This window comes from Bradyrhizobium sp. USDA 376 (assembly GCF_054063675.1).
The window spans coordinates 7,647,903-7,660,976 of the sequence record NZ_JBSSGN010000001.1 but is presented as its reverse complement, the minus strand read 5'-3'; the positions used below and the strand labels follow the sequence as shown (position 1 = coordinate 7,660,976).

General features: G+C 65.7%; 11 protein-coding genes. 7 read left to right on the top strand and 4 right to left on the bottom strand.

The features are described from left to right. Positions 1-2 precede the first annotated feature (2 nt). Together ACVJ19_RS36100 and ACVJ19_RS36095 are read left to right on the top strand one after the other, a co-directional pair. Positions 3-1,853: a caspase family protein gene (locus ACVJ19_RS36100; protein WP_453953791.1), complete on the top strand. Its 1,851-nt coding sequence runs from the start codon at positions 3-5 to the stop codon at positions 1,851-1,853. A gap of 1 nt (position 1,854) precedes the next feature. Further along, on the top strand, positions 1,855-3,690 hold the full coding sequence (locus ACVJ19_RS36095) for a caspase family protein (RefSeq protein WP_453953790.1): 1,836 nt from the start codon (positions 1,855-1,857) through the stop codon (positions 3,688-3,690). A 41-nt stretch (positions 3,691-3,731) separates the two neighbouring features. On the opposite strand, the gene ACVJ19_RS36090 is transcribed toward ACVJ19_RS36095, so the two are convergent. Next, positions 3,732-4,904, bottom strand: a complete 1,173-nt coding sequence (locus ACVJ19_RS36090; protein WP_453953789.1) for a M20 aminoacylase family protein — start codon at positions 4,902-4,904, stop codon at positions 3,732-3,734. Between the two features lie 134 nt (positions 4,905-5,038). Further along, entirely contained in the window at positions 5,039-6,346 is a 1,308-nt protein-coding gene (purB, locus tag ACVJ19_RS36085; protein ID WP_453953788.1) for an adenylosuccinate lyase, read from the bottom strand. Between the two features lie 562 nt (positions 6,347-6,908). Here purB and ACVJ19_RS36080 point away from each other — a divergent pair. Continuing rightward, a complete protein-coding gene (locus tag ACVJ19_RS36080) occupies positions 6,909-7,496 on the top strand; it encodes a TetR family transcriptional regulator (protein WP_453953787.1) in 588 nt (195 codons plus the stop codon). A 419-nt stretch (positions 7,497-7,915) separates the two neighbouring features. Here the strand turns inward: ACVJ19_RS36080 and ACVJ19_RS36075 are convergent, their stop codons facing one another. Further along, positions 7,916-8,569 carry a response regulator gene (locus ACVJ19_RS36075; protein ID WP_453953786.1) on the bottom strand — a complete coding sequence of 218 codons (654 nt, stop codon included), beginning with the start codon at positions 8,567-8,569 and terminating at the stop codon, positions 7,916-7,918. A 7-nt stretch (positions 8,570-8,576) separates the two neighbouring features. Beyond that, positions 8,577-9,947, bottom strand: coding sequence for a sensor histidine kinase (locus tag ACVJ19_RS36070; protein WP_453953785.1), 1,371 nt, complete (start codon positions 9,945-9,947; stop codon positions 8,577-8,579). Between the two features lie 200 nt (positions 9,948-10,147). On the opposite strand from ACVJ19_RS36070, the gene ACVJ19_RS36065 reads away from it, so the two are divergent. The 4 genes from ACVJ19_RS36065 (at position 10,148) to ACVJ19_RS36050 (ending at position 13,072) form a co-directional block, all read left to right on the top strand. Beyond that, a complete protein-coding gene (locus tag ACVJ19_RS36065) occupies positions 10,148-10,933 on the top strand; it encodes a MotA/TolQ/ExbB proton channel family protein (RefSeq protein ID WP_453953784.1) in 786 nt (261 codons plus the stop codon). Next, on the top strand, positions 10,930-11,616 hold the full coding sequence (locus tag ACVJ19_RS36060; RefSeq protein WP_453953783.1) for a hypothetical protein: 687 nt from the start codon (positions 10,930-10,932) through the stop codon (positions 11,614-11,616). The genes ACVJ19_RS36065 and ACVJ19_RS36060 overlap by 4 nt, the downstream gene beginning before the upstream one ends. Further along, positions 11,609-12,214, top strand: a complete 606-nt coding sequence (locus ACVJ19_RS36055; protein ID WP_453953782.1) for a hypothetical protein — start codon at positions 11,609-11,611, stop codon at positions 12,212-12,214. Before ACVJ19_RS36060 ends, ACVJ19_RS36055 begins: the two co-directional genes overlap by 8 nt. Before the next feature lie 117 nt (positions 12,215-12,331). Continuing rightward, positions 12,332-13,072: a metallophosphoesterase family protein gene (locus ACVJ19_RS36050; protein WP_453953781.1), complete on the top strand. Its 741-nt coding sequence runs from the start codon at positions 12,332-12,334 to the stop codon at positions 13,070-13,072. Positions 13,073-13,074 lie beyond the last annotated feature (2 nt).

Below are 13,074 nucleotides of genomic sequence, written 5' to 3'. Positions count from 1 at the left end.
GGATGAATTGCGTGGCCATCGCTCGATATTTCTGCTTATTGATATTCGCAGCTCTCGTGACTTGCGCGCCGGCGCAGGCCGAGAAGCGGGTCGCGCTCGTCATCGGCAATTCCGCCTACAAGAGCGTGCCGAAACTTGCCAATCCGGCGAACGACGCCGGCTTGATCGGCGGCATGCTGAAGAAAGCCGGCTTCGACACGGTTGACGTCCGGCAGGACCTGAGCGCGCCCGAAATGCGCAAGGCGCTGCGCGAGTTCGGCGCGCGCACGCGCGATGCGGATGTCGCCGTGATCTACTACGCAGGCCACGGTCTCGAAGTGGACGGCACCAATTATCTGATCCCGACCGATGCGGCGCTCGAGACCGACACCGACGTTTACGACGAAGCGTTGCCGATCGATCGCGTGCTGGTGAGCATCGAGCCCGCCAAGCAGCTTCGGCTCGTCATCCTCGACGCTTGCCGCGACAATCCCTTCGCCAAGACGATGAAGCGCACCGTGGCCTCGCGCGCGGTCGGGCGCGGGCTCGCCAAGGTCGAGCCGACCAGCCCGAACACCATGATCGCGTTCGCGGCCAAGGCCGGCTCGACCGCGTCCGACGGCGATTTTCGCAACAGCCCGTTCGCGGTGGCGTTGAGCGACCATTTGCCGAAACCCGGGCTCGACCTGCGCAAGGCCTTCGGGTTCGTCCGCGATGATGTGCTGAGGAGCACCGCGAACAAGCAGGAACCCTTCGTGTACGGCTCGCTGGGCGGCGATGACATGCCGCTGGTTCCTGCCAGGCCGGTCGCAACGGGTCCGCAGGCAAATCCGCAGTCGGAACTCAGGCGAGACTACGAGCTCGCGCTCCAGCTTGCGACGCGCGACGGCTGGGAAGCGTTTCTGGCGCAGTATCCCGACGGCTTCTATGCCAACCTCGCCAAGGGGCAGCTGAACAAGATCGCTGCCGAAGAGACGCGCTCGGCGGCCGAACAAAAAGCCAAGGCGGCCGAGCAGGAAAAGGCGAGGCTGATTGCCGAGCGCGCCCAGAAGGCCGAGCAGGAGAAGGCGGCCGCTGCCGCAAAGGCGGCCGAAGAGGCGCGCATCGCGGCGGAGAAACAGAAGCAGATCGAGCAGGCGAAGGCTGAAGCGGCCGAACGCGAGCGCAAGGTGGCAGAAGCGGCGGCTGCGAAGGCGCTGGCCGAGAAGCAGGCGGCGGAGAAGGCCAAGGCCGAGCTTGCCGCAAAGCAGGCGGCCGAGAGGGCCGAGCAGGCTGCAAAGCCGGCGGCCGACCGGCAGTTACCGGAAGTCGAGCAAAAAGTCGCGGCGCTGTCGCCCGGGCCGACGTCACCATTGTCCGCGGCTGAGCTCACGAAATCCGTGCAGAGCGAATTGCGCCGTGTCGGCTGCCTGGCGTCAGCCGCGGAAGGCGAGTGGACGTCGGCCGCGCAGCGTTCGCTGACGCTCTTCAACAAATATGCCGGCACCCAGTTCGACGTGAAGCTTGCGAGCGTGGACGCGCTCGATGCGCTGAAGGCGAAGCCGGGGCGGGTCTGCCCGCTGGTCTGCAATTTCGGCTTCAAGGCCGACGGCGATCAATGCGCGAAGATCACCTGCCGCGCCGGCTATCGCGTCGGTGACGACAACGAGTGCGAGAAGATTCCGGAGAAGAAGCCGGTCGCCACGCGCGAGGATTCGAGGAGGCGGGACGCGGACCGGAAACAGACGGAGGCCGCGCCATCCGCACCGCAGGCCTCGGGGCAAATGATCTGCAACGCCGCCGGATGCAGACCGATCGCCAAGGGATGCCGGCTCGGAACGGCCAACCACCCTTCCAATCCCGCGAATAAAATACCGGCCGAAATATGCAACTGACATGACGCATACCGTTCGGACTTCCTCCTTTGTGCTCGGAGCACTGTTTCTTGTGCTTGGAATCTGCCTCGGCAGCAGCCCTTGTCTTGCCGAGAAGCGGGTCGCGCTCGTCATCGGCAATTCCGCCTACAAGAGCGTGGCGAAGCTTGCCAATCCGGCGAACGACGCCGGCTTGATCGGCGGCATGTTGAGGAAAGCCGGCTTCGACACGGTCGACGTCAGGCAGGATCTGAGCGCGCCCGAAATGCGCAAGGCATTGCGCGAGTTCGGTGCGCGGACGCGGGATGCCGATGTCGCCGTGATCTACTACGCAGGCCACGGCCTCGAAGTGGACGGCACCAACTACCTGATTCCGACCGATGCAGCCCTTGAGACCGACACCGACGTTTACGACGAAGCCCTGCCGATCGATCGTGTGCTGGTGAGCATAGAGCCCGCCAAGCAGCTTCGGCTCGTCATCCTCGATGCCTGCCGCGACAATCCCTTTTCGAAGACGATGAAGCGCACGGTGGCTTCGCGCGCGGTCGGTCGCGGGCTTGCCAAGGTCGAGCCCACCAGCCCGAACACCATGATCGCGTTCGCGGCCAAGGCCGGCTCGACGGCGTCCGATGGCGATTCCCGCAACAGCCCGTTCGCGGTGGCGTTGAGCGACCATTTGCCGAAACCCGGGCTCGACCTGCGCAAGGCGTTCGGGTTCGTCCGCGACGATGTGCTCAAGGCGACCGGCTACAAGCAGGAGCCGTATGTCTATGGTTCCCTCGGCGGCGACGACGTGCCGCTGGTGCCGGCGAAGCCGGCGGCCGTTGCCGGTCCGCAGGCCAATCCGCAGGACAGCGTGCGCAGGGACTACGAGCTTGCGCTTCAGGCCGGCCTGCGTGAGGCCTGGGAAGCATTCCTGCAAACCTATCCGGACGGCTTCTATGCCAATCTCGCACGCGTGCAGTTGAAGAAGATTGCCGCCGAGGAGGAGCGTGCGCAGGCGACGGAGAAGGCGCGGCTGGCCGAGCAGGAGAAGGTGAAGCTCGCCGCTGAACGCGCCCAGAAGGCGGAGCTGGAAAAGGCCGCCGCGGCCGCCAAAGCTGCCGAAGATGCGCGCATCGCCGCGGAGAAGCAGAAGCAGATCGAGCAGGCGAAGGCTGAAGCGGCCGAACGCGAGCGCAAGGCGGCCGAGGCGGCTGCTGCAAAGGCGCTCGCGGAGAAGCAGGCGAACGAAAAAGCCGCAGCCGAGGCCAAGACGAAGCAGGCCGCGGACAAGCAAGCCGCCGATGCCGAGAGCAAAAGGGTTGCAGCGCTGGCGCCGCCGCCGAGCCCCTCGCTGCCGGGCGATCTCCCCAGATCCGTCCAGCTCGAGCTGCGCCGCGTCGGCTGCATGAAGGCTGAGCCGAACAGCGAGTGGAGTGAGACCGCACAACGTTCGCTGACGCTGTTCAACAAATACGCTGGCACGAAATTCGATGCGAAACTCGCGAATGCCGACGTGCTCGAGGCCGTCAAGGCAAAGGCCGGACGGGTGTGCCCCTTGATCTGCGACCACGGCTTCAGGGCGGATGGCGATCAGTGCACCAAGATCGTCTGCCGCGCCGGCTATCGCGTCAGCGACGACAATGAATGCGAAAAGGTCCCGGAGAAGAAACCCGTTGCAACGAGTGGTGGGTCTAGCCGTCGCGATGAAGAACGGAAGCGGACGGAGTCCACGCCTGCGGCTCCTCAGGCAAAGTCGACAGGGCAGATAGTCTGCACCAATGCCGGCTGCCGGCCGCTGCGTCCAGGTTGCAAGCTGGGGCGGTCTCCGTCGGTTGCCGTCAACGGTGGCGGACTGACTGAAGTCTGCGACTAACGGGCAGCGGTTGCCGCCCGTTAGCTGCGAAGTGGCTCGGTTTAACCCGCCGGCATCCGCGTCTCGATCATGCGCACCCAGAACGAGGCGCCGTGGCCGAGGATGTTGTCGTTGAAGATATAGGCCGGGTGGTGGCACTCGTTGCCGTCGCCCATGCCGACCAGCACCATGGCGCCGGGACGCGCTTCGAGCATGAAGGAGAAATCCTCGGCGCCCATCATCGGGATGAACCTGTCGTTGACGCGATCAGTGCCGACGATGTCGCGGGCGACGTCGGCGGCAAGGCCGGCTTCGCGCGCATGGTTCATCGTCACCGGATACATCCGCGTGTACTTGGTCTCGGCCGAGCCGCCATAGGCGCGGGCGACACTCTCGGCGACCTCGCCGATGCGGCGCTCGACGAGATCGCGCACTTCGGGGTCGAGCGTGCGCACGGTGCCGGCCAGCTCGGCGACTTCAGGAATGATGTTGAAGGCGGTGCCGGAGTGGAATTGCGTGATCGAGATGACGGCCGATTTCAGCGGATCGACGTTGCGCGCGACGATCGACTGCAGCGCATTGACGATCTGCGAGCCGATCAGCACGCTGTCGACCGATTTGTGCGGACCCGCGCCGGCGTGACCGCCCTTGCCGTGGACCGTGATCTGGATGTTGTCGGAGGACGCCAGCATTGCGCCGGGCGTGGTGGCGAAATGGCCCTCCGGCAGGCCCGGCATGTTGTGCATGCCGTAGACTTCCTGGATGTTCCAGCGCGTCATCAGCCCATCCTCGACCATGGCCTTGCCGCCGCCGCCGCCTTCCTCGGCGGGCTGGAAGATCAGAACCGCGGTGCCGTCGAAATTGCGGGTCTCGGCGAGATATTTGGCGGCGCCGAGCAGCATCGCGGTGTGGCCGTCATGGCCGCAGGCGTGCATCTTGCCGGGCACCTTCGACGCGTAGGGCACGCCCGAGGTTTCCATGATCGGCAGCGCGTCCATGTCGGCGCGCAGGCCGATGGTCTTGCCGGAGGCCGACTTGCGGCCGCGGATCACGCCGACCACGCCGGTGCGGCCGATACCCGTCACCACCTCGTCGCAGCCGAACTCGCGCAGCTTGTCGGCGACGATGCCGGCGGTGCGGTGGACCTCGTAGAGCAGCTCCGGGTTCTCGTGGAAGTCATGGCGCCAGGCGGCCATTTCGTCGGAGAGGGCGGCGATGCGGTTGACGATGGGCATGGGGGGATCCGTTTTTTGTGGGCTTTATCGTCATTCCGGGGCACGCGAAGCGTGAACCCGGAATCTCGAGATTCTCAGGTGCGCAATCGCGCACCATAGTTCACGCTTCGCGTGCCCCGGAATGACGGGAAGTTTCAGCTCTCCCCGAACACGCGCCTGAAGATCGTGTCGACGTGCTTGAGGTGATAGCCGAGGTCGAACTGCTCCTCGATCTCGGCGTCGCTGAGATATTTCTTCACTTCAGCGTCCTTCTTCAGGAGCTGGAGGAAGTCGCCTTCGCCGCGCCAGACCGGCATGGCGTTGCGCTGCACCAGCTTGTAGGCGTCCTCGCGGCTCGCGCCCTTTTGCGTCAGCGCCAGCAGCACGCGCTGCGAATGCACGAGGCCGCCGAGGCGGTCGAGGTTCTTCTGCATGTTGGCGGGATAGACCAGCAGCTTGTCGATCAGGCCGGCGAGGCGCACCAGCGCGAAGTCGAGCGTGACGGTCGCGTCCGGGCCCATCATGCGCTCGGCCGAGGAGTGCGAGATGTCGCGCTCGTGCCAGAGCACGACGTTCTCCAGCGCCGGCGTCACATAGGCGCGCACCATGCGGGAGAGGCCGGTGAGGTTCTCTGACAGCACCGGGTTGCGCTTGTGCGGCATCGCGGAGGAGCCCTTCTGCCCTTCGGAGAAGAACTCTTCGGCCTCCAGCACCTCGGTGCGCTGCATGTGGCGAATCTCCACTGCGATGCGCTCGATCGAGGAGGCGATCACGCCGAGCGTCGAGAAGTACATGGCGTGGCGGTCGCGCGGGATCACCTGGGTCGAGATCGGCTCCGGCACGAGGCCCATGGCTTTCGCGACATGCTCTTCGACGCGCGGGTCGATCTGAGCGAAGGTGCCGACGGCGCCCGAGATGGCGCAGGTCGCGACTTCTTTCCGCGCCGCGATCAGGCGCTCCTTGGCGCGCGTGAACTCGGCATAGGCATAGGCGAGCTTGAGGCCGAAGGTGACGGGCTCGGCATGGATGCCGTGGCTGCGGCCGATGGTCGGCGTCATCTTGTGCTCGAAGGCGCGCTTCTTCAGCGCGGCCAGCACCTTGTCGAGGTCGGCGAGCAAGAGGTCGGCGGCGCGGGTGAGCTGGACATTGAGGCAGGTGTCGAGCACGTCGGAGGAGGTCATGCCCTGGTGGACGAAGCGCGCCTCGGGGCCGACGATCTCGGCGAGGTGGGTGAGGAAGGCGATGACGTCGTGCTTGGTCTCGCGCTCGATCTCGTCGATGCGGGCGACGTCGAAGGTGGCGTCCTTGGCCTTGGCCCAGACCGTTTTGGCGGCCTCCTTGGGGATCGTCCCGAGCTCGGCGAGGGCGTCCGCCGCATGCGCCTCGATCTCGAACCAGATCTTGAACCGGGTCTGCGGCTCCCAGATCGAGGCCATTTCGGGACGGGTATAGCGGGGGATCATCTGACGGCTCCAGGAAGGTGGGCGGGCGACCTCTAAGAGGCGACGCCGGCCAAAATGCTTTTTACGCCGTGATTTAACAGAGCGGGCAGGGCGAAACAAACGGTCTGGGTCCCAGGAGAGGAGGATCGCCGAGCTATCCACCGGACCGGCCAGCTGGGGGTGGCGCCGCCCGACCGCAAATATTAACTGTCAATCACGGATCATTGACTGACAGATATTGAAATCTGTCAGCGAGAGATGTATATCCGTTCCCGGACGCTCCGATTGGGCGTCCCGCGGTTATCCCACCGGGGAGCCCCAGATCCGAAACAAATGCGGATTCAGGGGCGTAATTCGGAGGTGGGCGCCGCGGACGAATGGAGACTTAAGACAATGACGACCGAAATCCTCAATTTCACCGGTACGATTGGGCATTGGCTCAATTTGCTGGTGGCGCGCCAGATCGCGGCGCAGGCTGCAAAACTGCCTCATTAAGGCGAGAGCTTTCCGAAACGATCGGTGAGGGGCGCTCCGGAATTAGCGCCGTCGCCGGGTGAATCCTGAACGGGAACAAGGTGCTGGCATGAACGAAGCCGTTATCCTGACGCCGGAGCGGATCCTCGAAGTCACCGAGGACGTGTTGCGGCGCTACGGACTTGCCAAGGCCACCGTGGTTGACGTTGCCCGTGCGCTCGATGTGAGCCACGGCAGCGTCTATCGCCATTTCCCGAGCAAGGCCTCGCTGCGCGAGGCCGTTGCCAAGCGCTGGCTGGACCGCATCGACGCGCCGTTGCTGGCGATCGCCAGGGAGCAGGGCCCGGCGCCTGATCGGCTCGACCGCTGGCTGCGCACGCTGTTCGCAGCCAAGCGTTCGCGCGTGCTCGACGACCCCGAGATGTTCGAGACCTATCTGACCCTGGCGCGCGAGGCCTGTGCAGCCGTCAAGTGTCACAAGGACACCATGATCGACCAGATCGCGGCGATCCTGACCGATGGCGTGAGCCAGGGCGTATTCGTCGTGGGCGACGTCAAGGCGACAGCGCGAGCGATCTTCGATGCGACCTGCCGCTTCCACCATCCGGCGCATGCCGATGAGTGGAAGGACGCCGATTTGCCGGCGCGTGTGGACGCGACGCTCGCGCTGGTGCTGCGCGGGTTGAAGGCGGCCTAGACGCCTGACTTACCCTCTTGCCTTGTGAAGAAGCGCGCTCCCGTGAACGGAGGGCGAGGCGGTTGCGTGCCTGCGCGGGTGAAACCCGCCATTGGCCGGTACGACCGGCGGGCTCTCCGGATACGTATTGACCGCAATTTCGACGGCATCCTTTGACCGCCTCCGAAGGCGGTAGAATGTCAGCTCCTGCTCGAGCATGGGGCAGCGGAAGTGGACGACGGCCGTATCAGGCAGGCGGCAAAGTTCGTCGATGAGCTCGCCTACGGTAATGATCGGGGGATGGTCGATTGCCTTGTGATGAGCCTTACTCATGGCGATTCCTCCACTCTACTCCTAACCGGGGCTGGATAGCCTCCGTTCCATCCCGCCCGGCAGATTCAAGATCTTCAAGTGATGTGGGGGAAGGGGCAGCCCCGCTGCTAGATCTTCGTCAACCCGCACGTCGCGGCGAGCCGCACCAGCTGCGCGTCCGTGCGCGTGCCGGTCTTGGTCTTGATCAGATAGTGATAGTTCTGCACCGTCTTCACACTGAGATTGAGATGCGTCGCGATCTCTTCGGTGGTGGCGCCGCCGGCGAACTGGCGCAGGATCTCGATCTCGCGCTCGCCCAGTTGGTCCAGCACCGAGCCGGTCGGCGACAGGCTGTCCTCGGCGAGGATATGCGCGATGTCGTCGCTCATGGCGCGCTCGCCGCGGGCGACGCTGCGGATTGCGTTCACGACCGCGGACGGCTCGCTGCTCTTGGTGACGAAGCCGGAGGCGCCGGCGCTGAAGGCTGATTTCACCAGCACGGCCTCGTTGTGCATGGTGAAGACGAGGATACGGGCCCGCGGGCTGCGGGCGCGGATGTTGCGGATGGCCTCCAGCCCGCTCGCGCCGGGCATCGAGATGTCCAGCACGACGACGTCAGGATCGTGCGCCTTGAAGGCGCTGTAGGCATCCGCGGCGTTGTCGGCCTCTGCCACGACATGCAGGTCACCCTGGCTCTCCAGCACGCGCCGGTAACCCTGCCGCACGATCGGATGATCGTCGACCAGCAGAACGGAGATGCCTGTTGCCGCGACATCGCTCATGTCGGCCTCACGCGGCGAGCGGGATGGTGGCGGCGACGCTGAGGCCGCGGGTTGCAGGCAGGATCGACAGCGATCCGCCGGCCGCCGCGACGCGCTCGCGGATGCCGGTGAGGCCGAAGCCGGCCGACTGCGCGACGCGCGCGGCATCGCCGCCGCCGTCGTCCTCGACACGGATCAAGAGCGCATCGTCCTCGCCCGCGCGCCGCTCGACCCGCAACGAGATCTCGCGCGCCGCACTGTGACGCAGCGCGTTGGTCAGGCATTCCTGCGCGACACGATAGGCGGTGGTGGCGGCCGGGCCGCTGATGTCGGTGAGGTCGCCCCTGAGGTCGAGCTGGATCGTGGGCCGCGCCGTACTGTGCGAGCGCCAGCTGTCGACGAGATTGACGAGGCTTGCCTCGAGCCCGAGTTCCTCGGGCAGCGGATTGCGCAGCCGCTTGAGCGCATCGCGCAGCGAGGCCATCAGATGATGTGTGGCTTGCGAGATCATGCGTGCGTCCTGCGCAATCCCATCGTCCTTGTTCTGCTTCGCGCTCGCCGTCTCGATGGTGTTGGCGAAGGCGAGGATGGCCGAGAGGTTCTGCCCGAACTCGTCGTGCAGCTCGCGGGCGAGCGCGCGGCGTTCGTCGTCGCGGATCTCGATCAGGCGTCGCGTCAGCGCCGCGCGCTGTTCGGTGGCTTCCTCCAGTCGGCCGCCGAGCTCGTCGACGGCGCTGCCGATCATCGCCAGCTCCATCGAGCGGAAGCGCGGCAGTTTGGTGCGATACTGTCCGCGCGCCATGCGCTGGAGAGCGGTGACGATCGCGCGCGCCGGCGCAAGTGCGTGCGCAATGGCGAGCGAGGCGAGCAGGGCGATCGCCGCCGCCATCAGCAGCGCGACATCGATGACGTTGAGGATGTATTCCCAGGCGAGCGAGATCGCGGCAGCCGCATCGGGCGTCGCAACCACCGTCCCGGCGGCTGCGGCGCGCGGACTGACGGGCCGCACCACCTCCGCATGGCTGCCGAGGAAGGTCGGCACAATGGACGCGAACCAGCGCGGCGGGGTCTTGCCCAGCCCCTCGCTCTGGCCGCAGAGCGGCTTCTCGAATGCGGTCGCCGGCTGGAACTCGACGCAGACGCCGGGCGAGATCAGCTTCATCGTCTCCAGCGTGCGCCATTCCGGAACCGGCAGCAGGTGCTCGCGCGCTCTGCTGCTGCGCAACAACAGCTCGTGCCAGTACAGCGCCTGGAGCGCCTGCGCGACCCGCTGCGCCGAGGCCGCGGTCGCCCGGTCAACGCTGCGATAGGCCTCGAAAGTGGCCCATACGGTCGCGGCTCCCAGGCACAGCGCCACGATGAGCAGCAGGCGGGCAACAAGCTGAAGCACGAGGCGCATGCGATCACCCCCGACGTTTGGTAGGATCAGCCTAACAACGCCGCCGCGCCTTGCCAATTGCGGGGTTTGGGCCGGATTGCAGCTCGGGCAAATTTCCCAAGCCGGATTGGGCATGGGTCTTTGGACCGGGCGCCGCGGTTTTGATCTAATCGGGCAGGAATCTTTATAGGCCCATCGTTGCGAGCAAGGAGCGGTGCAGCATGAGTTCGATGACGATGGGACCGATCACGGGCCAGGCTGCCGACCCATCCGAGCGCAGCGCGTTGCTGTTCTGGATGATCTTCACCGGGCTGTCGGTCTTCGCCGTCGTGCTGCTGTGGCGCTTCGGCCTGATCCATCTGATGCTGACCTCGGACCGCACCTACATTTCGAGCGTCATCGCGGTGCTCTACATCCTGACCTGCGGCCATTGCTTCCTGCGCACGCGGGCGATCGCGCGGGAGGGGGCGGCGACGCGGCGTTGCCGGGCAGCGCTCGCGGCGCCCGACGGCGGCAAGGTGCTCGATGCGCGTGCGGCGGCGCTGCCGCGCGGGCTGGTGCGCGATCACATCGAGAGCCTGGTGACGAAGGCGGCGGCGCAGGATTACCGCCCCGTGGACCAGACGCTGCTGCTGCGGACGCTGGCGGACCGCCTGCGCGGCTCCAACGGGTTCGGCGCCTTCGTCTCGGACACGCTGATGAAGCTCGGCCTGCTCGGCACCATCATCGGCTTCATCATCATGCTGGCGCCGATCGCGGGGCTGGATGCCGCCGACAAGGTCGCGATGCGCTCCTCGATGGGCTTGATGAGCGACGGCATGGCGGTCGCGATGTACACGACGCTGGCCGGCCTCGTCGGCTCGATTCTGGTCCGCATCCAATACTACATGCTGGATGCCGCGACCCAGCGGGTGTTCTCGGATGCGGTGGTGCTGACCGAGACCTATGTGACGCCGGTTTTGGAACGCAAGGGCGCTGGAATTAAAGTCGCCGGAACTCCGTCATGATGGATGATTTCGGCCTCTATCCGCGCGAGGAGTCGTTCGATCCCCTGGGCGTGATGCTGTTCAAGGCGCTCCAGGTGATCGCCTTCCTGTTCTTTCTCGCGCTGCTCGCGGTGTCCCCGGATGCCAAGGACGGCAAGATCGACTCCAAGGCCGAGTTCATGATCACGCTGGACTGGCCGGACAACCACCCCGACGATCTCGACCTGTTTGTGCAGGATCCCGCCGGCAACATCGCCTGGTATCGCCACCGCGAGGCCGGCTTCCTCACGCTCGACCGCGACGACCGCGGCGGGGCCAACGACTTCATCATGGTGGCCGGCAAGAAGATCGCTTCCCCCATCCGCGAGGAGATTGTCACGGTGCGCGGCATTCTCGCCGGCGAATACACGGTGAATGTCTCGCATTTCGCCGCCACGACCGGCGAACCGGTCCAGGCCAATGTCAAGGTGCAGAAGCTCAATCCGACCGCGCAGGTCGTCTTCGACAACAAGTTCACGCTCGACCACACCGGCGACGAGAAGACCGCGGTGCGATTCCGCATCGATGCGGAAGGCAAGGTCGTCAATGTCGATCAGCGGCCGAAATCGCTGCTGGAGACGTTCCGCAGCAGCTGGCGCAACGGCGCCGATCTCGATCCGCGGACCGGTGTAAGCAGGAACACTGCGAGGGTACGCCGTGACTAGCCTGCAAACGGTCATCCTCACGCTGTCGGTCGCCTACGCCGTGATCGGCGCCCTGCTGCTGGTCGTGCTGGTCTATGCGCGGCTGCACTGGTCGCTGAAGGCGGTCGCGGTGGTCGTGACCAGCGCCTTTTATGTCGTCAGCTTCACCGAGATGCGCGGGCTGCTCGGGTGGGCGAGCGCCGACCGGCTGCCGGCCTCCTTCAAGCTGCTGAAGGCCCGCATCGTCGAGCCGCATTCGCTGGAGGGCGATCCCGGCTCGATCTATTTCTGGGTCGAGGCGCTGGACGATGACAATCGTCCGAGCGGCATCCCGCGCGCCTTTCGTGTGCCCTACAATGACAGACTGGCCGACAAGACCCATGCCGCGGAGAACGAGATCGCGGCCGGGCATCCGCAAGGCGGGCGCGCGGCCGATTTCGGCGGCGGCGACGGCAGCCTGATCGACATGGTCCGGGAATATGTGACGCCCAAGACGATTTTGGAGACAAGCGGCGGCGATTCCTCGACCGGTGAATTCAATGCTCCGCCGGCCGGTGCGCAAGGCGCGCTGTTCACCCCGATTCCGCCGCCCCGGATGCCGCCGAAGGACGAGCAATAGGCCTTTCACCATCACCGCAGGGCTGCGCTGGTAAACGGCCCAGTGCTGGCGCATCCTCTTGACCTCCCTCAATTTGGCCTTATCGGCCTCCAATAAGAATTTGAGGGTGGAGGGTGCGTGCTTCTCGCTGTCTTCTCGGATATCCACGGTAACCGGCAGGCGTTCGAGGCCTGCCTGAAGGTTGCCCGCGCCAAGGGGGCGGAGCGGTTCATCCTGCTCGGCGACTTCGTCGGCTATGGCGCCGATCCGGAATGGGTCGTGGATACCGCGATGGAGCTGGTTGCGCAGGGGGCCGTTGCCGTGCGCGGCAATCACGACCAGGCGGTCAATTCCTCGGCCGAGACCATGAATGCCGAGGCGCAGATCGCGATCGAATGGACTCGCGGCCGGCTCGATGCCGCGCAGCGGCGATTCCTGGCCGAATTGCCGATGCTGGTGGAGGACGGCGACCGCCTGTTCGTGCATTCGGAAGCCTCCAGCCCGCAGCGCTGGCACTATGTCCGCTCGACGGCGGATGCCGCCAAGAGCCTGATATCGACACCCGCCCATGTCACCTTTTGCGGTCACATCCACCGTCCGGCGCTCTATTCGATGTCGGTGACGGCGAAGATGACGAGCCTCGTGCCCAAGACCGACGTCTCGGTGCCGCTGCTGCGCGGACGGCAATGGCTCGTGGTGCTCGGCTCGGTCGGCCAGCCCCGCGACGGCGATCCGTCCGCGGCCTTCGCGCTGTTCGACACGGTGTCGTGCCAGATCACCTATTGCCGCGCGCCCTATGATATCGAGACGGCCGCGAGCCGGATCCGCGAGAACGGCCTGCCGCACTGGCTCGCCGACCGGCTGTCGCAGGGGCGCTAGAG